This is a genomic window from Paenibacillus psychroresistens (genome assembly GCF_009728935.1).
Taxonomy (GTDB): domain Bacteria; phylum Bacillota; class Bacilli; order Paenibacillales; family NBRC-103111; genus Paenibacillus_AC; species Paenibacillus_AC psychroresistens.
Window position 1 is genome coordinate 7009787 of record NZ_CP034235.1, and the last position, 20050, is coordinate 7029836.

20 protein-coding genes are annotated in these 20050 nt (G+C 40.9%); 2 read left to right on the plus strand and 18 right to left on the minus strand.

Going from position 1 to position 20050, the window contains the following annotated elements; genetic code table 11:
- Positions 1-35: 35 nt before the first annotated feature.
- Both EHS13_RS31525 and EHS13_RS31530 read right to left on the minus strand, forming a co-directional pair.
- Positions 36-521, minus strand: coding sequence for an NUDIX domain-containing protein (locus EHS13_RS31525; RefSeq protein WP_155704170.1), 486 nt, complete (start codon positions 519-521; stop codon positions 36-38).
- A gap of 216 nt (positions 522-737) precedes the next feature.
- Positions 738-1529: an AraC family transcriptional regulator gene (locus tag EHS13_RS31530; protein ID WP_155704171.1), complete on the minus strand. Its 792-nt coding sequence runs from the start codon at positions 1527-1529 to the stop codon at positions 738-740.
- 225 nt (positions 1530-1754) lie between these two features.
- Here EHS13_RS31530 and EHS13_RS31535 point away from each other — a divergent pair, with 225 nt between their 5' ends.
- Entirely contained in the window at positions 1755-2735 is a 981-nt protein-coding gene (locus EHS13_RS31535) for a sugar phosphate isomerase/epimerase family protein (protein ID WP_155704172.1), read from the plus strand.
- A gap of 5 nt (positions 2736-2740) precedes the next feature.
- Here EHS13_RS31535 and EHS13_RS31540 read toward each other — a convergent pair whose 3' ends face one another.
- The 16 genes from EHS13_RS31540 to EHS13_RS31615 all read right to left on the minus strand — a co-directional run bounded on the left by EHS13_RS31540 (position 2741) and on the right by EHS13_RS31615 (position 19408).
- Positions 2741-3526 carry an SIMPL domain-containing protein gene (locus EHS13_RS31540; protein WP_155704173.1) on the minus strand — a complete coding sequence of 262 codons (786 nt, stop codon included), beginning with the start codon at positions 3524-3526 and terminating at the stop codon, positions 2741-2743.
- 22 nt (positions 3527-3548) lie between these two features.
- Positions 3549-5174, minus strand: a complete 1626-nt coding sequence (locus tag EHS13_RS31545) for a response regulator transcription factor (protein ID WP_155704174.1) — start codon at positions 5172-5174, stop codon at positions 3549-3551.
- Positions 5164-6981 (minus strand): cache domain-containing sensor histidine kinase, encoded by a 1818-nt coding sequence (locus EHS13_RS31550; protein ID WP_155704175.1) that lies wholly within the window; start codon positions 6979-6981, stop codon positions 5164-5166. Before EHS13_RS31550 ends, EHS13_RS31545 begins: the two co-directional genes overlap by 11 nt.
- A gap of 14 nt (positions 6982-6995) precedes the next feature.
- Positions 6996-7823: a carbohydrate ABC transporter permease gene (locus EHS13_RS31555; RefSeq protein WP_155704176.1), complete on the minus strand. Its 828-nt coding sequence runs from the start codon at positions 7821-7823 to the stop codon at positions 6996-6998.
- Between the two features lie 2 nt (positions 7824-7825).
- Positions 7826-8707 (minus strand): carbohydrate ABC transporter permease, encoded by an 882-nt coding sequence (locus EHS13_RS31560; protein ID WP_155704177.1) that lies wholly within the window; start codon positions 8705-8707, stop codon positions 7826-7828.
- A gap of 29 nt (positions 8708-8736) precedes the next feature.
- Positions 8737-10134 (minus strand): extracellular solute-binding protein, encoded by a 1398-nt coding sequence (locus EHS13_RS31565; RefSeq protein ID WP_227013625.1) that lies wholly within the window; start codon positions 10132-10134, stop codon positions 8737-8739.
- Positions 10135-10253: 119 nt separating this feature from the next.
- Positions 10254-11159 (minus strand): polysaccharide deacetylase family protein, encoded by a 906-nt coding sequence (locus EHS13_RS31570; protein ID WP_162463344.1) that lies wholly within the window; start codon positions 11157-11159, stop codon positions 10254-10256.
- A gap of 87 nt (positions 11160-11246) precedes the next feature.
- Positions 11247-12161 (minus strand): phosphotransferase, encoded by a 915-nt coding sequence (locus tag EHS13_RS31575; RefSeq protein WP_155704179.1) that lies wholly within the window; start codon positions 12159-12161, stop codon positions 11247-11249.
- The gene (locus EHS13_RS31580) at positions 12091-12405 is read right to left on the minus strand and encodes a GNAT family N-acetyltransferase (protein ID WP_155704180.1); all 315 of its coding nucleotides are present in this window, start codon (positions 12403-12405) and stop codon (positions 12091-12093) included. Before EHS13_RS31580 ends, EHS13_RS31575 begins: the two co-directional genes overlap by 71 nt.
- On the minus strand, positions 12380-12859 hold the full coding sequence (locus tag EHS13_RS31585) for a DinB family protein (RefSeq protein ID WP_155704181.1): 480 nt from the start codon (positions 12857-12859) through the stop codon (positions 12380-12382). The genes EHS13_RS31580 and EHS13_RS31585 overlap by 26 nt, the downstream gene beginning before the upstream one ends.
- Positions 12860-13067: 208 nt before the next feature.
- Positions 13068-13853: a DUF817 domain-containing protein gene (locus tag EHS13_RS31590; protein ID WP_155704182.1), complete on the minus strand. Its 786-nt coding sequence runs from the start codon at positions 13851-13853 to the stop codon at positions 13068-13070.
- An 832-nt stretch (positions 13854-14685) separates the two neighbouring features.
- Positions 14686-15672, minus strand: a complete 987-nt coding sequence (locus EHS13_RS31595) for an ABC transporter ATP-binding protein (RefSeq protein WP_155704183.1) — start codon at positions 15670-15672, stop codon at positions 14686-14688.
- A gap of 10 nt (positions 15673-15682) precedes the next feature.
- Complete coding sequence (locus EHS13_RS31600) at positions 15683-16498, minus strand: ABC transporter permease (RefSeq protein WP_155704184.1); 816 nt, start codon at positions 16496-16498, stop codon at positions 15683-15685.
- A 3-nt stretch (positions 16499-16501) separates the two neighbouring features.
- Positions 16502-17296 carry an ABC transporter permease gene (locus EHS13_RS31605; protein ID WP_155704185.1) on the minus strand — a complete coding sequence of 265 codons (795 nt, stop codon included), beginning with the start codon at positions 17294-17296 and terminating at the stop codon, positions 16502-16504.
- A 247-nt stretch (positions 17297-17543) separates the two neighbouring features.
- Complete coding sequence (locus EHS13_RS31610) at positions 17544-18443, minus strand: aldo/keto reductase (protein ID WP_155705592.1); 900 nt, start codon at positions 18441-18443, stop codon at positions 17544-17546.
- Positions 18444-18466: 23 nt separating this feature from the next.
- Positions 18467-19408: an aldo/keto reductase family protein gene (locus EHS13_RS31615; protein WP_155704186.1), complete on the minus strand. Its 942-nt coding sequence runs from the start codon at positions 19406-19408 to the stop codon at positions 18467-18469.
- 240 nt (positions 19409-19648) lie between these two features.
- Between EHS13_RS31615 and EHS13_RS31620 the strand changes: the two genes are divergently transcribed.
- Positions 19649-19996 carry a hypothetical protein gene (locus EHS13_RS31620; RefSeq protein WP_155704187.1) on the plus strand — a complete coding sequence of 116 codons (348 nt, stop codon included), beginning with the start codon at positions 19649-19651 and terminating at the stop codon, positions 19994-19996.
- Positions 19997-20050 lie beyond the last annotated feature (54 nt).

Below are 20050 nucleotides of genomic sequence, written 5' to 3' on the forward strand. Positions count from 1 at the left end.
GCTTCAGAACAAATAAACTAAGAACAAATTTATAATTACTTCTGCTCTAAACGAAGTCTATCTAGCTGATAATCCTCAATGAAATCGATATTTCTTTTATTTTTAATATAGTTAATTATTTGCTGATTGATATTTGGGATTAATAAAATGGAGTTCAACTCTTCAAGAGGTATCCATTTGACATCTGATTGATTAAGATCTGGATTCTGAGGTAATTGTGGTTTGGAATTATTCTTCAATGAACATTCGAAAATGAGGTGCAATGAGTGTTTCTCAATGGGGTTATAGTCGCCAGATTGTTTATGCGGAGCAAGCTCATAAATTAGTGCCAGCGGTCCAACCTCAACTTCTGCTGTGGTTTCTTCAAATACTTCTCTGGCAACCCCCTCTAATATTGTTTCACCAAGCTCTAGTCCCCCACCCGGCAAATTATAATGAATACCATTATCATCATATTCAACCAAGAGTATAGAATTATTTTCTACTATTAATCCTGTACATCTTATTCTAACATGCGTCAAGTTTTCACCTCTCAAGGTCAGTCGTTAAATTGGTTTTCGTATCTACTATCTGTTCTCTCCGTTCGACTTAAATGTTATTGGATTCTCTGATTGGCATCCAACAAGTACAAGCAACAAGCTGCAAATAATGACTCTCTTCAAAATATACTCGCCTCCAAGATAACTCCATCCAACTAAGTATACCTCATTTCTTCCATTTATTTCTTGGTAGTTATCCTAGTTTTTCTCCCGCCATAAAGAAGGACTAATCCCATATTTTTTCTTGAAGAGTCTGCTGAAATAATGAATGCTGCCGTAGCCGGATAAGCTGGAAATTTCCTGAATGGTTAGCTTGCTTTCTTGCAAATAGCTGACTGCCGCGTTCATTCGCAGCGTATTCAAATACTGAAAAGGTGTCATGTCATGCACTTCACGGAATAACCGAATTAGATAAGAGGGGTTTAAATGGACTTGGTCGACGAGTGTTTTTAGTGTAACGTCCTCCAAGTAGAAGGTTTCCATGTACCGCATCAACGTTTCGATAATAGCCTGCTTAAACGAATGCTTTTCGTCTGCAAGCATCTGCTGTGAATTTGGATTAACCATGGTTTGCAGCAGATGCTTGATTAGGATGATTATTTTATTAATATCATGGCTTGCGATGGTTTCGAAAGCTTTCACAGGGAAAGCTTGTTTTTGCTTGATCAGGCTTCCTAGCAGCTCAGCCGAATCTATGATTAACCTTACCACAGCTGAGGTCATCTCCAAATTCCCCTGCAAGGCATTCCAAATTCTCGCCTCTGCAATCGCTGGAAACAAACTCTCTTCTGCTGATTCCAATTCCAAGTAATAATAAGCATATTGCACAGATTTCTGAACCATCCGATGTGGGGTATTTGCCGATAGTATGAACAAAGCTGGCGCTGAAACCTCGTAAGTTTGATGAAGCCAAGTAAGCTGAACTTTGCCCGTTTGAATGTATAGTAATTCATGATAAGGATGAATACCGCCTGCTTCGAATTCCTGCACAGATGGCGATTGATTATAGTTATAATTTCGGATTCGCAGCTTGCTCGCCCCCTAACGAATTGAAGTAAAGTCAACCTAGTACAAATCGATGCTAACATGCGGCGGTTGATTTGGTAGAAAGCGCTTTATTTAAACGCTTATCCTCAATATTCTCTGCAAAGACAGTGGCTCCTGCAAAGCATACAATTGAAATGCGAGAACATTTTATAACAGGAGGAATCCATAATGGCACAATATTCAGTGATCTTATCTAATGTAGGTTCGTGTGCGGATCGTTTTCTAACAACCGGGTACAGCGCTCCTTTTGATATCAAGCAATTATTCGAGCGGGTCAAGCAAATCCCCCAGGTTACCGGAGTAGAGCTTATTGGGACTTGGCATGTGACGGATAAGAATGTTAAGGAAATCAAAAAGTATCTCGATGAGCATCAATTACAGCTAGTTTCGATTATACCTGATCATTTTGGGCAAATGAAGTGGAAATACGGCAGCTTCGCAGCCAAGGATCCTGCGATACGTGCTGAAGCCGTCGCTCATACTAAAGAAATGATTGATGCAGGGCTCGAGCTTGGAGGTAATTTGATTAGTCTTTGGCCTGGCCAGGATGGCTATGATTATCTTTTTCAAGGGGATTATATTCAAGAACGCGATTGGTTTGCTGAAGGGGTTAAAGAGGTATGCGAGTATCGGTCCGATGTAAAAATAAGCTTGGAATACAAAATAAAAGAGCCGCGTACCCATAGCTATCTAAGCACGGTCGCGACTTCATTATTAATCGCTCAAGAGGTGGGCACGAGCAATGTTGGCGTAACGATTGATTTTGGCCATGCCTTGAATGCTTATGAAACCCCTGCTGAATCCGTCGCTTTACTGAAAAAATACGGAAACAAGCTGTTCCATGTCCATATGAACGATAACTTCCGCCTCTGGGACGATGATATGATTGTCGGCAGCGTCCATACAATTGAAACCTTGGAATTCTTCTACTGGCTAAAAAAGACCAACTATGACGGTTGGCTGTCGATTGACCAGTATCCTTACCGTGAAGATAGCTTAGAGGCTGTACGCGAAGGTGTTAATGCCATGGAGAATTTCGTTCGACTGGTTGATAATATGAATACGGAGGAAGTCGAAGGAATGATTCGCCGCGGCAAATCGCCTGAGATTACAGCCTATCTGCGCAAGCTATTGTTGTCTGGAAGTTGAAACGATTAGAATTCGTATTGAACGGTGATCGTTGTAATGATTTTTAATTCACCAGCTGAAATGGATGTAGCTATGCTTTCTGACGATGCTAGCTTCATCGTGTCCATCATCCCACGGTTAATATTGATCGGCATGGCACTTGCACCACCTTGTACAACATTAATCACACCCTTTAATTCTTTGCCTGCGTTCTTGGCAATCGCCTTAGCTTTTAAAGCAGCATTGCTCATCGCATTATCTATCGCTTGTATTTCATACTCTTGGCGTTTCTCGGTATCGAATTGGATCCCATTCATTTGGTTAACTCCTGCTGCTGATAAATCATCAAGAAGTATACCAATTTTGGCAAGATCTCGATAGGTAATCTGAATGGTCTGATTAGCTGAATAGCTGGTAATCTTCGGTTCATCATTTTTAGTATAGGTATAGTTAGGCTGAACCTGAAAACCAGAGGTTACGACATCCTTTTTGTCCAATTTGTAAGTATCGAACAAAACTTTTTGCACGTTAATGAAGCCCTCAGCATTCTTGCTTTGTGCTTCTTTGGCGGTCGCTGCTTTCGTAGACAATCCAATTGAAAGATAAGCCACATCCGGTGTTACTGATATTTTCCCTTCACCGACCACATTAATCGTGTGGGTTTCAAGGGCCTTGGCATCAGGGGCTTTCATTTCCTCGGCAGCAAGTACAGGACGAGGTGTTGATAAATACGAAACCGAAAAAACGACAACCAACACTAATAACACGGCCGTAAAACCAACAAAAATTCTACTTTGTAGATTAAGCTTCATTTCCAAATCATCTCCTTTATTTTTACAGACGAGGAGATTCTGGTAAATGTTGCATATAAGAAGTGTGATCGCGATATTCCGAGGGTTTGAAGCCCGTATACCTCTGAAAGACCTTGGTGAAGTAACGGCGATCGGCGATCCCGATAAGAATTCCGATCTTGGCAATGCTTTTATCACTGGTTATCAGCATGGATTTAGCCATTTCCATTCGATGGCGGGTAATGTATTCAACGAAGGTTTCTCCCGCATGCAGCTTGAATAACAAGCTGAAATAACTGCTGCTGATACCCAGATAATCGGCTACTTCCTCGATCCCCAGATCTTTGACTAGATGCCGCCGGATATAGTCCTCTGCGGATAACATCAACACCTTGCTAGTCTTCTGACCTAACATTCGACTCAAGCAATCATCCACCAGCTGATTAACCGCGACAAGTAAATCCTTGGCGCCATAGCTGCTTTCGAGCTTGATCCATATAGCTTCTTCTTCTAATTTGCCGATGCGATCCATTTCCCGCATCTCACGCAATAGATGCAAGACAAGAAAATGCAAAATGCGTTCCACCTGCTTGAAGGATTGACCCGAAATCGCCTGCAGGTTAGCATTGAGCTCGCGCATCCCCTCTTCAACCTTCTGACGATTGCCTTGCTTGAGTCCCGAGACCATAGCTTCAATGGACATCCATAAGGAATTATTAGGCTTGGAGATCTCAGAGGCATCCGCTGAGACGACTATAATCTGATTAGCGTTAGGTGATAAATTCAAGCTTCTTTGCACCTTCTTATAGGCATCCGCTAACATGGATAGAGCAAGAGGCTCCAGATATATGCCAACACTTAAATCCAGGTGGACAAATTCACTTACAGCCTGCTGGAGAATCGTTGCCCAACGCTTGAAAGCTTCTACATCGCTGAAAGGATGTGCCTTGTGCTGTTCGACCAGCACGCACCATTCCCCTTCTCTCATCTGTAGAACAGCGTAATATAAACCATATTCATGCAAGGCATATTGCAGCACATTGCGAACAGCAAAATTCCAGAGCTTGCGCTCCTGCTGGTTCCAAATCCGCGACATCAACGAATAGCTGTCCACATCAATTAAGAATAGAATATAATCCGGATCCTCCAAATCAATTTCTTCACCGGTTAGCAGAAAGTGCGCGTTATCCGATGAAGTATAATCCATTAGAACATCGAACAACACCTTTTCGTTTGCTAAATGAATGACACTACGCCATTTCTCCGCCTGCCGACTCTTTTGTAATTTGCGTGTGTTTATTTCCAAAGCCACACATTGAATCTTAGCTTCCAATTCTCCATAATGAATCGGCTTAAGAATATAATCCTTGGCACCATATTGCAGCGCTGACCGTGCATATTCAAAATCCTGATAGCCGGTTAATATCATAATTTCGCAATCCTGATTCAACTCTCGGACTCGTTGCAGCAGAGTTAAACCATCCATCAACGGCATCCTAATATCGGTGAGTAGAATGTCCGGACATTCTGCATGAATATACTGCAAGGCTTCCACACCATTCTTCGCCAGCCCAATCACTTCAATGCCCATTTGCTCCCATGGAATAATCTCTTTGAGGTTCTTAATAATATTAATCTCATCATCAACCAATAGGGCTTTAAGCTTCATAATCGTCACCTAGCTTCGTGTTTGGCAATACACATTGTATGGTCGTTCCTTGATTTTCTCCGCTGCAAATAAACAGGCCATACTCTTTGCCATAGTGAATTCTTAAGCGGTCTGCAACATTTCGGACACCTAATCCCCGTTGTTCCACATGCTCCGCCGAATCCGTTTCAGCCATATCCTCAAACATTTTGTACTGAAAACCAGCTAAAATCACGTTGCTCATGCCGATACCATTATCTTGAACTCGAATCATGAGCCGCTCCCCCTCGATATAAACATGAATTAGAATCAATCCTCTATACTCAATACCTTCAAACCCATGTTGGATACAATTTTCTACCAAAGGCTGCAGCGTTAATTTAAGAATACCGCACTCCATTACCTCTTCATCCGCTTCGATCTGGTAATCAAACAGATCTTCAAAGCGATATTTCTGAATCTCCAGGTAACTGCATAAATGTTCAAATTCCTGCTTGAGCGTGATTTCTTCTTTTCCATGAAAGCTGATGCGCAGAATATTGCCTAAACGATGCACCATCTGGCTGACCTTAGCCCCCTCGTTGCGAACGGCTAATATATTGATCGACTCTAGCGTATTAAATAAGAAGTGCGGCTTAATTTGGGCTTGAAGCAGCATCATTTCCGCTTTATTCTTCCGTGTTTGCTCTAGCTTGACTTCTTCCAGCAGCTCGCCAATTCGGGCAACAAAGCTATTGAAGCCTTTAGACAATACAGCTGTTTCATCTTTGCCGATCCTGTCGACACGAGTAGTTAGGTCGCCGCGCTCCACTCGCTTCATGGCTTGTGCTACTCTTAGAATGAAGCGGATGATGCTGTTAACGAAAGCGAAGTTGAAAATTAAAGCAGAAATCAGGAATAACGCTAAGATTACCCCAACGGATTGAATTACCAAGTTGATCTGCCCAGTGACATATTGCAACGGGGTAATCGAGACGATAATCCAGTCCTTAGCTCCTAATTCGCCTAGTTCTGCTTCGTGGCTAGTAATAATGCTTTTGGTATTCTGAAAATGAATCTTTTGACTGATCTTCGAAGTATTTAATACAAATGGTTCTTCAATATTCTCTAATATATTCGTTCCCTGTAATTCCTCGTTATTGTCAAATAGCACCAACCCAGCCTTATTGACCAGCATAAACCGAGTCGTTTGCACATTATCTGAGTTATATAAATGAAATATTTTTTCGAGCTCGTTTAAGCGAATTTGCAATAATAAAGTGCCTATATCCGAGGTATTATAGAAATCCTTGACGATACGAAGCTGATAGAAATAGGCATCTTTGCCGAACAGTTCTGTATGTTCTCCTGGCGCAATCCAAAGAGGAATACCTTTTAGCTGCTGCACTTCCTTGAAAACGGGATTTAGTCGCAATTGTGCATAGGTAATCAGAGAATTATAGATATTACTAGCTGTGATCGTCGCTCCACTGTTTGCATATAAGGCTACCGACTGAATGGGCGAATAAGAAAGAAAACTGCGGCGCAGCTTAGCTTCAAAACCATTTTCATAACGTAAATCGATTTGGCTATCCTCGTATGTATTGAGAACTCGATAGGTTTCCTGAATATCACTATTGAGAATCGCATAATTATCTGAAAAGTAATTAACTTCCTTAAGCACATAATAGATATTTTTACTGATTGCTTTAAGTGTTATTTCCGTTTGTTCACCGTATTTGGTTTCAATTAGAGTTTGTGAAGTCGAATAAGTTAACCATCCAACTCCAAGGAGAGGCAGAATAATTAGCATAACAAAAGCCAAGAGGATTTTCTTGTTTAAGCCCAACTCGCCGTCCCCCTCTACCCTTTTATACTGCCTGACGTAACACCTTCAATAATTTGCTTCTGCAAAAATATAAAAATCAGAATCACTGGAATAACACTAACCATAACCGAAGCGCACAAAGCACCGTAGTTCATATTGAATTTATCGGAAAATGAAACAATCGCCACTGGGAGTGTTCGTAGAAGCTGATTAGATAGAAACAAGCTTGCCATAATGTACTCGTTCCAATTGGAGAGGAAATTCAGAATAAATACGGTAACCAAGGTTGGTAGAGTCAATGGAATAATAATTCTGCCTAGGAGACCGTAAGCAGACAATCCATCCATAATACCCGCTTCTTCCAGCTCTGTCGGAATCGACTTTAGAAATGCTGCTATGACAAAGACTGTTAACGGGATTCCAAAGGAGCTATACGGCAAAATCAAGGCTAAATGTGAATTGTAAAGCCCTAAATCCTTCACCATTATATAGAGTGGGATTAATAAGGAAGCTGGCGGAATTAATAGAGCTAACAATAGAATACCATAAACAATCTTACTGAATAATGGAAATTTCATACGGGTGAGTGCGTAAGCAATTGTCACAGCCAGCAAAATGGAAAGTGCCGTCGCGATAGTTGCAACTGATAGACTGTTCCAGAAATAACGGCCTATAAGATTGTTGGATAAAGCATCGATGTAGTTTTGAATAATCAATGGTTTAGGCAATCCCCAAGGATGCAGGATGATGTTTGAATTTATCTTAAAAGATGCTGTTAGGATGAAAAATAAAGGATAAATCACAACGATCACATAAGTCATTAGGATAATATGAGGAATGCATTTAGGAAACAATCTGCCCATACCTACATTTCCTCCTTTGTTTGCCGTGAAATCAAATGAAAGATTAAGGAGAGTAACGCAGTAAAGAAAAATATAAGGATTGCAATCGTATTCGCATAACCAAAATCAGCACCTCGGTAGGCTTGTTTATACATATAGGTTCCCATAACCTCGGTTGTACCAAATGGTCCACCATTCGTCATGATTAGGACGATATCCAGTGCTTTCATAGCTCCTGTAATCGAGAGGAGCATAATAACCACAATGACGGGACGAATCAATGGAATCGTGATTAGCCAAGCTTTACGTAATCCAGCGGCACCATCGATGGTTGCTGCTTCTAAGATTTTTTTAGGTACAGCAAATATAGCGGCCAGCAGCAGAACAATATAGAATCCCGTCCACTGCCATGCATTGGTCAATATGATCGCCCAAAAAGCCGTATGTTCATTGCCTAACCAGACTGTTTTTAAGGAATCCAAGTTTAGAGAATGAAGAATCTGATTGAACAACCCAGCATCGGGCTGATAAACGAATTGCCAAATGATCGCGACTGCTGCTGTCGAAAGAATACTTGGAAGAAACACAGCAACCTTGTAGAAATTCAATCCTCGTTTAACGCCACTCACTAGAAGAGCAAGAGAAATGATAATCGGGATCTGAACAAATAAAGAGAACAGCACAAAATATAGGTTATTTTTCAGCGCAATCCAAAACTTAGGGTCATCAAACGCTCTCACAAAATTGTCTATTCCATTAAAGGTAGCTTCATTAATCCCATTCCAGCTTGTCACGGAGTATCTTAGAGAGCTGAATAACGGCGCAAGATAAAAGATAATGTATAAAGCCAAGGCAGGCACAACAAACAAAACATAGGCCCGCGGATTTCGCAATACTCTGTTCATACTTGCTCCTACCTTCTATGATGTAAAAATCATTTTTGAGCTTTATTTGCTAAATCCTGTACCTTTTGAATGGTTTCTGCTGCTTTATCCGGTGTTAATTTCCCGCCTAGCAATTCTTGTACCGTGCTTTCTACAACTGCTTTTACCTTCGCTTGCACTAAGGCATCAAAAGCTGGATAGGCTTTGGTTGCGGATGCCTGCTGCTTGCCAATTTCTGCAACCAACGGCTGTGCACCCGTAATATCTGAGACACCTTTCATAGAAGGAATTCGATTGTCATCGATCAATTGTCTAGTTTGCATAGCTGGATTATAGAAATTATTGATAAAAGCTTCGATTGCAGCTAGTTGATCTGGCGTTTGAACACTGGAGAAACCATATCCATTAGACCAGCCGCCGTTGATAAGCCCATCGCCAGCCCCACTGATATTCGGGAAGCGAAAGAATCCAGCGTCTGCTGCCATTGTAGATTTCGTTGGATCCACGATAGCGGATGTTGCCCATGATCCATCAAACAACATAGCCGCCTGGGCAGTATAGAATTTAGCTTGGCCTTCTGCATATTTCAAGCCAAGGACATTGGTATCAATGAAGCCTTTGTCTTTCAAGTCCTTTAATTTAGCAAAAGCATCGACAATCTTCGGATCTGTCCATTGTCCTGTTCCTTTAGCGAAGCCTTCTTGAAGCTCAGGTCCACCTAAGCCAACGAACAAGCTATTGAATAGCATATTAATGACCCAAGCATCTCCAGCACCGCCGCCCATTGCGATAGGTGTTATGCCTTTTGCTTTAAGTGCTGCACAATCAGCGAGAAACCCATCCCAAGTTGTTGGAGGCGCTGTAATTCCAGCGTTGGCGAATAATTTTTTATTGTAATAGAAGCCTTCTACATAACCCGCTTCCGGCAATCCATAAATCTTGCCATCTACCGTAAATTCTCTTAAGTCAAAGAATTGATCGCTTAGATTAAGCTTGGCAAGAATATCATTAAGCGGCAATAGCCGTCCTGCCTTGGCATAGTTTATCGTATCATCTCCACCAAATAAGTTGAAAATATTCGGTTGGTTGCCAGCAGCCATTTCAGCTTTAAGCTTAGTGTCACGGTTAACGGTATCTTCCACACCATCCATTTCGATTTTTAATCCAGGTACATCCTTTAATGTTTTGTCGACAACATCCTGCAGCATCGCTAATGTCTTCTTCTGAGTATCCCTCACATTAATATGGCGAAGGCTAACGGTAAAAGGTTTAATCCCATCCTTAACTTTTTTTGCTTTTGGTGCATTCGTTGCAACCGGAGCTGTCGTTTTCGTACCCCCTGTTTCCTCCTTCTTCTCCGTGCCGCAGCCCGCCAACACGGTTGTTGTCAATATGATTGCAGTGATAACCCCCACTAGATTCTTCTTCATGTTTAGCAAGTTTTTCATATTTTAAGAACCCCCTGGTCTCTTTTGAGCGGTTTAACCTATTCTTAGTATAAATTCGTTTCACCACAGCCAACAGGTTAACATTTCAATCATACAGGGGTAAAATCCTCTAATACGTTTTAATTTCCGCTTTTGGTTGATCTTTGTAAATTCCGAATTTGTTTCCAAGAGATCAATTTAATATCATCCTGTTCAAACAGCTCTTTAATATCTGGATCGTTAAATAGACTATATTCCATTTCCCGCTTCTCATAATGCTCCGTAATTGCTTTTAGCTCATCGGTTATTAATGCTGGATGCATGGTTATTTGTGTCGTAGCTGCTGTAATCTGCTTGATCTTATGGATCATTTTTGCTTTGAAACTTTCATAGGTTTCATTCCCCTCCAAATGATACGGAAGCGCACAGATGTCATCAATCAATAGAATTCCACGCTTATCAGCAGATTCGATTCTCTTAATAAATAAATCCTTTTGATTCTGTGTGAAAAAGCTTTGTTCTGTAATTTTTCTTGGCAGCAAAAAAGGGAGCTCGTACCTTTCGCATAAATCAAAAGCAATTTCGAGAAAATCACGCCCTGTTGCCAGCCCTAATAAGCTTCCATCATGACTATCGAGATGTGTGGGCTTAATTCCTAAAGAATAGGCTAACTCTATCTGGGCATTCAGCTCTAATTCGATATCGCTACTGTCCGCGCTTGTTTCAAGTGTTACTAAATCCTTAGGGAAACAGCCATCTTCCATAATTAAGCTATCTAAAGAGTGATGCTGGAATACTGGTTTATAGCGATAATTCTCAGAGCACGTAAGCGTTAAGTGAATGCCCACATGAGCTTGGTCATTGTCTTTGCAGAAGCTTACTGCTTCGATTGCAGCACTACATGGCATCATAACGGAGGAGGATGTAATAGCAGCGTTTAAATGCATATTTATTATGGCTTTATTGGATGAGGTAGACATGCCAAAGTCATCCGCGTTGATAATTACAAGGCGATCTGTTGCTTTAAACCCTAGCTGCTCGTTCATTCTAATTCCTCCAAATGTTAATTTTTCTCCGAGAACAGTAAAAGGAGGCATTCGCGATGCCCCGTTTGTAATGGCTATAGATGATCATTAATCTGCGAGCGCACGTTTTATGTTCACTTTTGCTTCATTAACCACCTTTTCATCTTTATCATCAATTGCCTGCATCATTATCAATACGGGAATAAATATTGCAATGAATCGAGCTAATATCTTCGTTTCTTCATCTACGTCCCCATATTCTTTGAAAAAGTCAGAACGCGTTTCTGGAGGTAAAAAGCTATACACAATATTCAAATCACAAGCAGGATGTCCTATATTGATATCTCCCCAGTCGATAATCCCTGAAACTCTTCCATTCTCGTCTACCAGCATATTTTTAAAATGAAGGTCACCATGAAGGAATACGTGCTTTTGTTTCACTCTTTCCGTTCTGAGCTGTTCCAAATAATTCGATATAGCATGATACTCATCTTCACTAAGATGAAGGGCAAGGTTGGAAATGAATTGTTGCAGCTTTTCCTTACGCATTGCAATATCAGTCAGATTCCTATGGTCAAGTTGAACTCCAATTTCTTGGGCAATTTGCAAAGGGAATGCGTGTAAGCTTTTTAAAAATTGCGCCAGCGTTGTTGCTGATAACGCACGTTGCTTGTCAGATAATCCGATTGGAAACTCTCCAGGTAAATAGTTGTAGCCTAGGAAGGGTGCAGGATAATTAAAATCCCCTTCCCCAAAAAATAGCGGTATCGAATAAGCAATGGATAAATAATCTTTAAGCTCAGGTAGTATCTTTCCTTCCATCCTTAAAGGATTAATTGCAATTTCTCTTCTTGGAAAGCGAAATACATATTCGGTCCCGACAAGAAAAACAGTGTTATCCCAGCCATATCCTAGTTTTTTTACGCCTTTTGTTGCTAACTGCGGAAACTGACTACTTATTAATTTTTGAGCCAATTCTTCGGATACTTCCCATTCTGCATCCCATTGATTCGAACCTTCCATATCCTTTTATCGTCTCCCTATAAAATACTGCATTACTCGGTACAGAAAACCGAACTTCTAATCTAGCCTCACTTAGACCATTATCCTTTGCAAGACTTTCAATGTACCTTACCATCATTTTCCCAATTCCTTTTCCACGGTGAGAAGGTAAAACGGAGACCCTTCCTATGTACACATAATTATCTTGAAAAGTAAGCTGTGAATAGGATATATAAACGTTATATATCGAATAACCCTCTGCCAATCAAATTTGCAGTAATCGGCTTCTTTCCGATTTCTCGTGACCATATAGACAATTGACCGACATGGTGGATCTCGTGAACGATCACATGCCGTATCACTTCGCCGTATTTATGGGCTTCCCGTTCCCCTTCATCCGTGATATCAATCATAATTCGGTCTTCCAGGCTGTCATTCCAATCATAGACAAATGGAGCGAGTTCCACATGGCAACGGGCGGAAAAATCTTTTATTTGCTGCAAGCTGGCTACTTCCTCGAACGGAGGGATTTCAATCGCTTTTTCTTGTATTCCACCGCATATCCAGCCATATTCGACTGACACAATATGATATAGCGTGGGAAGGATGTATCCTATACCACCAGTCCGTTTTTTCAGCAACTCTTCCTCGCTTACCGTATCGCACCAGTCAAACCAATCTTTGCGAACTTGCCAGTTATACTCGAATAGTTTCAACATGTCGCAGCCCCCACATCAGTATCCCTATTTTTCACTTGTATCTTTATAACTAATTATAATTTTATTATCTTTTGAAAATGCATTCGAATCAAAGCCTGTCTTGTCTTTCATAGTCTTAATACTATTTCTTCTGCCTTATAATGCATTATTATTCCATACTTAGAGTATTTGCTCAACAACAAATAATTCCACTATCGTATCTGCAATCTTACCAGGATCTTGGACCGTTCCTTGCTCGAGTAGCTTTAACATTCTTAAGTTGGGCAACGATGATAACACTAATGATTATTAGAAGGAACCATGAGCTGATCTTGCTGGAACTAACCAGTTGCCAGGTTTCGTGCTGATCAGGGTATTTCCATGCATCAAAAAATGTGGCTATATTTTCTGCTAACCAGATGAAAAAACCTACAATGAAAAAAGCGAGAGTTAAGGGCATTCGATAAGTTATAGTCCGTACCCGATAAATGATCCGTGTTTTCCAGAAGATAATAAACACAAGTGCAGTCAACAACCAACGAAAATCGGGAATAAAATGATGTGTGAAAAAATTGAAATAGATTGCTCCTCCTAGCAGCACCGAAGGCCTAAGCCCAGGCCAGCCTGTCATATCCATCCGCAATCTCCGCCACACCTGACACATAAAGCTTGCTACACTTGCATACATAAATCCGCTATAGAGCGGGACACCGAGCAACTTCGTATATCCAGGCTCAGGATATGACCATGATCCCATCCGTACCTTATATAACTCCAACAGCAATCCAATAAAGTGAAAGATACAGATTACTTTGATTTCATCACGTGTCTCTAGTCCACTAAGGTACATGAAGACTTGCACTCCAAGCAATATAAGTAAAATGGCATCATAACGATGAATGAAAGGTACCGCTATTACGTTAGAGAGAGCTAAAGTTCCAAAGATCGCAACAGGAAATAGGCAGCTCATCATCTGATGATAGCCAAAATGCAGTAGTTGAATGATTGATTTCAATTAAGCTTATCTCCTCCTCACGCCCATTTAATCGTACGGTTCAACAATAAAGGCGAGATCCCTATATAAAAAGAGAAATTTTCTCGTTTAATATTTCTTATTTTCTGTCACTCCACAGAGTTGAGAAAAAGGCTGCCATTTGGCAGCCACAGACTATTGGGAAAGTTATCTCGTGGATGAAAAGTAACTATTTTAGTGTTTTCATGCTGGCGTTTTCCACAACCATACAAATTTATCTGTAAGCACAAAAATTATGCGTATAGAGTCTACTCAACCGGCATTTTAGGTGTTAAGCACAATAATGATGCTAATTTCGAGGAACAACCTTGATATTTCAAGAAATTCCCGAGAATACGCATAAATATTGTGCGTAACTAGTATTTTTCGGTGCTAGCTCTATTTTTAGCACAAATATTAGGCTTATTAATTTTTAGAAACATACTAATAAGCCACTATGATGATTCTGTTCTAGGAAGCCACTTCTCGTATGCTCACGAAAGTTTGAGCGGTATCGTTGGCAACTTTAACGTCCTTCAGGCTTGTCCTTTCAGACCATTATCAGGTAACGATTGAGCCTCCATTTACGAAGCTGCGGCGGAAAGACGACAGGGACATTGGTGCTTTGCTGCTTCCAACCGATATACGGATATATGAAAGAAGTCATCGTTTTCACTCCTCTCGGATTCAATTTCATATTACACTTTATTCCTGCGGATTTATTATATGCCTCATAGTAAAAAAACAGCATCAGCTAAGGATTGTGAGAATACAATCCTAGACTTCCGCTGTTTTTTGTTGGCACAAAGTAAATCCCTTTCCGAGCTTGAGACGGTCAAACCTTAGCTGTCGTCTTATATACCTCACGGATGGCATCCTCAATATCAGGCTCCTTAACGCTTAAATCTTGAATGGCCAGCTTTCTTGATAAGTCGGAAATGAGCTCTGACGCTGTAATTTTCGTTTTCTCAAATTGATACCATATGGTGAGTCCCTCTTGTTTGACGATTTCTGCAGATGGATGAGTTAAATCATCAGAGTGGTGCTGTAGTTCGATTACTAGTAGACGTTTGGGTGTCAATTTTCCAATAATCGATTGAATAGGACCATCCTCAACAATTTTACCATGGTTTACCACAATAAGACGGCTGCAAAGCTGCTCGACATCATCGAGATCATGCGTTGTGAGAATCACCGTTACACCACGGCTCCGGTTGATATCGATGATGAAATTCCGAATGGCATGCTTAGCTTCTGTATCCAATCCAATTGTAGGCTCATCGAGAAATAGGATATCCGGAGAATGAAGCATCGCTGCGGCTAAATCCCCGCGCATCCTTTGACCGAGCGAAAGCTGGCGTACTGGCGTGTCAATAAAGTCACTCAATTGCAGAACTTCACTTAGCACACGCAGGGTTTCTTCATATGCCGTTTGCTCGATTTGATAAATTCTTCTTAACAGCTCAAATGATTCGCCTAAGCGTAAATCCCAATATAATTGCGTTCGCTGCCCAAAGACAACACCTAGCTTTTTAACTACAGCCTTGCGATCCTCTTGTGGAGAAATACCGCAAACCCGAATAGACCCTGATGTAGGATGGAGGATTCCTGTAAGCATCTTAATCGTTGTGCTTTTCCCAGCGCCATTTGGTCCAATATACCCAACTATCTCCCCTCGTTCTATGGAGAAGCTAATGCTGTCTACACCGCAAATCGTTGTCTTTTCAGGGAAAAATAAACCCTTGAGTGAGCCGCGCAACCCTTTTTCCTTCTTCGTAATCACATATTCTTTGACTAAATCCACTACTTCAATTACAGCCATTGGTTTTCCCTCACGATCCAGCGCTCTCGTATTTTTTCATTCCAATTCTAAAAATAAATTGTGAAACCATAAAACAGATGATTCCAACTAACGGTGTCCATAAAGCCATGCTAAGAGGAATGTGAAACCCACTTGCTTGTCCCAAAAATTCGCTGGCTGGATAGAAGCTAATGAAACCAATGGGTATAAGGAACGTGAAGATCATCTGCAAAGCTAATGGATAAATGTTCAAGGGATACATCGTTGTTCGCTCAAGCAAGGTAAGTGTGAAGCCAACTAAAGAAGCACTGCGTTTGGTCCAAAAGGAAACAGAGCCTAAACAGATGAATAAAGCTGCGCGAATGAACATACCGCCGATGATAATTAGAATTAGTTTAAGGATATTGAGAAAAGTCCAATCCAGACCAACCAGATGACTCGCATAGATAAAAATGATCGTACCCGGTATCAGGTCAATCAGTCCGATAAAGTTTATATAGCTGGCAACCAATTGAAAAAAAACGTTCATTGGCCGCAGCAGCAGCCTATCGAAGGTACCTTGAATCACCATATTATCGATATGCCACGTATTGATAAAAAAGACAACCATAAGACCATGACTGAGTAATCCTAACCCATAGATGAAAGCAAGCTGAGGAAATTCCCATCCATTCAAAGAATGGAATCGTTCAATGATGATTTTCAACATCCACGCGCCAGAAAAATATTGGATCGGAATCATCAATAGCCAGCTCACGAGAAACATCGGGTATTCCAACTGCCGTTGTACAGCTAATCTAGCAAAGCAGGCCGCAACGGAATAATAGTGCCGTACTGTTGAAACCAATTGTTATCCCCCCTGAATGAGCGTTTTTTTCTTTGCTTTGTTCCAGACAACATAGAGCAGTATATAGAGTAGAGCAATCCATACGAATTGAATGCCCATCGCCTTCATGGCATCTATTGGGCTGATTTCACCAATATAAATGGCAAGCGGTGTTTGATAGGTATATTGAAAAGGCAGAAACTTAGAAATCGTCTGAACACTGCTCGGAAAAAACCAAAGTGGTACGATGCTTCCCGATAAGATCCGCACGATACTATCTTTGACCATACCCATATTGCCAAGCTCGATCACCCAAAAGGCTATTAATCCAACAATCGCACTAAGCAACCAAAGGATCGCATAGCTTAACACGCAGCAAGGTACAAACAATAGAAAGCTAGTAAATGAAACGGGCAGAGGCATTTCAAAAAAGATCGAAGCCAGCAGAAAAAGCGGCAGCACTTTATTGACGACCGAGCTCATCATCGTGCCAAGATCATCAGCGAGATAACATCCCAGCAATGTGATAGGTCGATAAAAATCTACGACAATTTGACCCTCTCTTATTTTGCTATAAATCGTGTCCTGCACATTACAAATGAATACCGAGCCCAGCAGAATAGAAAGAACGGAATACGTGACAATTTGGTCCAATTCCACTGAAGTCGACGGAGCATCTCCAGAATAGGCCGATTTCCATAAAAATACGGCGGCAAGCATTAAAATCAATTGACTGCCCACCGCAGCAAAAACCTCGAACCGATAGGCAAGCGTAGTCAATATACGCATTTTTGCAATATACCAATAAGCCAGCAGCATGTGACGGTCCTTCCCCCTACTAAATAATCCATTTTTAGCAATTTCAAATTAGTATAGGGTTATTGCTATTATTTTACAATAGGAAATACTTATTATAATCAAAGTGTATTGTTCTATATTAGAACTTCTAATATTTTTCTAACATTTGGTTTTCAGCTCAGTGAATGAAAAAAAAAGCCAAAGACTGTTAGTCATTTGGCTGTTTCGCTATTAAACTGTTTAGTTATTTGCTTAAATTAGAATTTTTTTAACCTTGTCCGACCCAATCTGCTTTAGCTACTTCTAACCATTTCTTACGAATAGCATCAAAAGCTGCTTGCGGCAGCTTGCCTTGATTAGCCAGCTTGGCATTTTCCAGCCAACGGTCTGGATTTGCTGTACCGACTATGGCCGTATGCACGCCTGGGATGGACAGTGTAAAACGAAGCGCAGTTCCCACCGACTCATTCAGCTGCTCTGCCTCTAAGAATTCATATTTCAACTGCTGCAAGCGATCCCAGTAAGTATGCTGGTAGGAATCTGTTGGCTTTTGGCCGGATCTCCAAGCTGCATTTGCAATCGGGCGCTTAACCACTACTCCCATATTTCTTCGAAGCGCTTCAGGAATTGTTAGTTCAATCGCCTCTTGATCTGCAATATTGATCGAGGTCTCCAAAGAATCGAATAACCCGGACTGAACGGCATATAAAGCAGCCTTATGATCCCCGCTATAACCAATAAACCGGGTTTTCCCTTGTTGCTTCGCACGCTGCAATACTTCAATAACTTCTCCGCGTCGCAATATTTCCTCCGAGCAGCTATGCAAATGAATGACATCTACATAATCCGTTTGCAAACGCTCTAAGCTGCGGTTTATGCTTAGCTCCAGCAGCTCCGGATCCCAATCTGCATGCTCAAAGCCTGATGCATGACCACACTTGGTGAATAAATAATAGTCATCTCGGCGATGTGATACCGTTTTACCAATCAATTCTTCACTGATTTTATAGCATTCGGCGGTATCAATAACGTTTAATCCTGCATCCAAAGCACTCCCTAATAGCTTGTCTACATTCTCAACCGTTGCAGCCGAAAAGCCAATTTCTGCACCACCAAAGCCTAACACACTAACATTCATTCCTGTATTACCATAAAGGCGCTTTTCTATGATCAACACTCTCCGTTTATAACTTATTTAACTATCGCTTCAATACGTTCTAAAGTCTCAGCAGATAAAGTAATATCCAAAGCCTTCACATTGTCGGCCACTTGATCCGGACGGCTTGCACCTACCAAGGCGCTAGAAACATTGGATTGACGGAGAATCCAAGCAAGCGCTAAATGTCCGATTGAAACATCTAACTCATTGGCAACAATCTCAAGCTGCTGTACCTTGGCAATTTTCTCTTCAGTGAGGCCGTTAGTCCGGAAATTATCCAGCTTTGCTGCTCTACTATCTTGAGGAATATCATTAATCGATTTATATTTACCCGTTAACAAACCCTGCGCCAAAGGTGAGAATACAACCTGGCCAATTCCCTGCTGCTCACCTAATGGAATAACCTCTTTTTCAATATAACGATTGAACAGGTTATAAATCGGTTGATTCACAATGATTCGATCCAGCAGATATTTATCCGCTACGGCTAATGCTTGCGCCATTTGCGTTGCTGTCCATTCACTTACGCCAACATATAACACTTTACCTTGAGTCACGAGATCATCCAGCGCTCGCAAGGTTTCTTCTAATGGAGTCTCCGTATCATAACGATGGCAATAATATACATCTACATAATCGGTGCCAAGCCGCTTTAAGCTTGCATGAAGCTGCTCCGTAATGTGCTTGCGAGATAGCCCCTTATCATTCGGCCCATCACCCATGGCACCAAATACCTTGGTAGCTAATACATAAGACTCACGCGGATAACCTTTCAATACCTCACCAACGACCTTTTCCGCTTCACCACGCTCATACACATTTGCCGTATCAAAAAAATTAATCCCTAACTCATATGCTTTATGAATTGAATTGACCGCATTCTCACGTTCAACATAACCACCGTATGTCAGCCAGCTGCCTAAGCTAATTTCACTTACTTTTAATCCAGAATTCCCTAGTTTACGATATTTCATCTTGGTTCATCCTCCTAATTTATGATTCTCAGCTTTGTTCGCCCATACTATTATAGGCATAGTTAATACCAAATTAAAAGTAGTGAAAATTTTATAACATAATATCTATTATTAAAGCTAGTTACTTTTAGGTAACTACATGTGATCATAAACTAGACTAAAAGATTGTAAGAATTTTCATAGTCAACCATTTCATGATGTGGTAAACTTAGGCAAGTATTTAAGAGAGGAGGCGTTAAGATGAGAAAAATACTAAGCTTATTATTCGTATTTATCGTCTTCATCTTGTTCTGTTTAATTCCAATTCAAACCCCCTTGCATTTAGTGGACCACATGAACCAAACATCCGTACTAGAAGATCAGAAAATCACTACTGAAATAACCCAGCTTGAAGAAAAACCAGCCAATCCTTTTTCCCTGCGATCCCCAGCTTTATATTCGTATTCCTCCTTTCCATTCCTCTACAATTTAAGTTTATCCAACACATTCGCTCCTTCATTCCCATTCTTAAGCTTGCCTGCCTCCTCTTTCCTGTTAAATACAACTCCCGCTTTATCGTATAGTCCATTAAAAGTTAATGAAAACTAGGTTGCTTTCACACCTTTTTTTGTCATGCTTTTAAAGGTACAACTATTATATAGA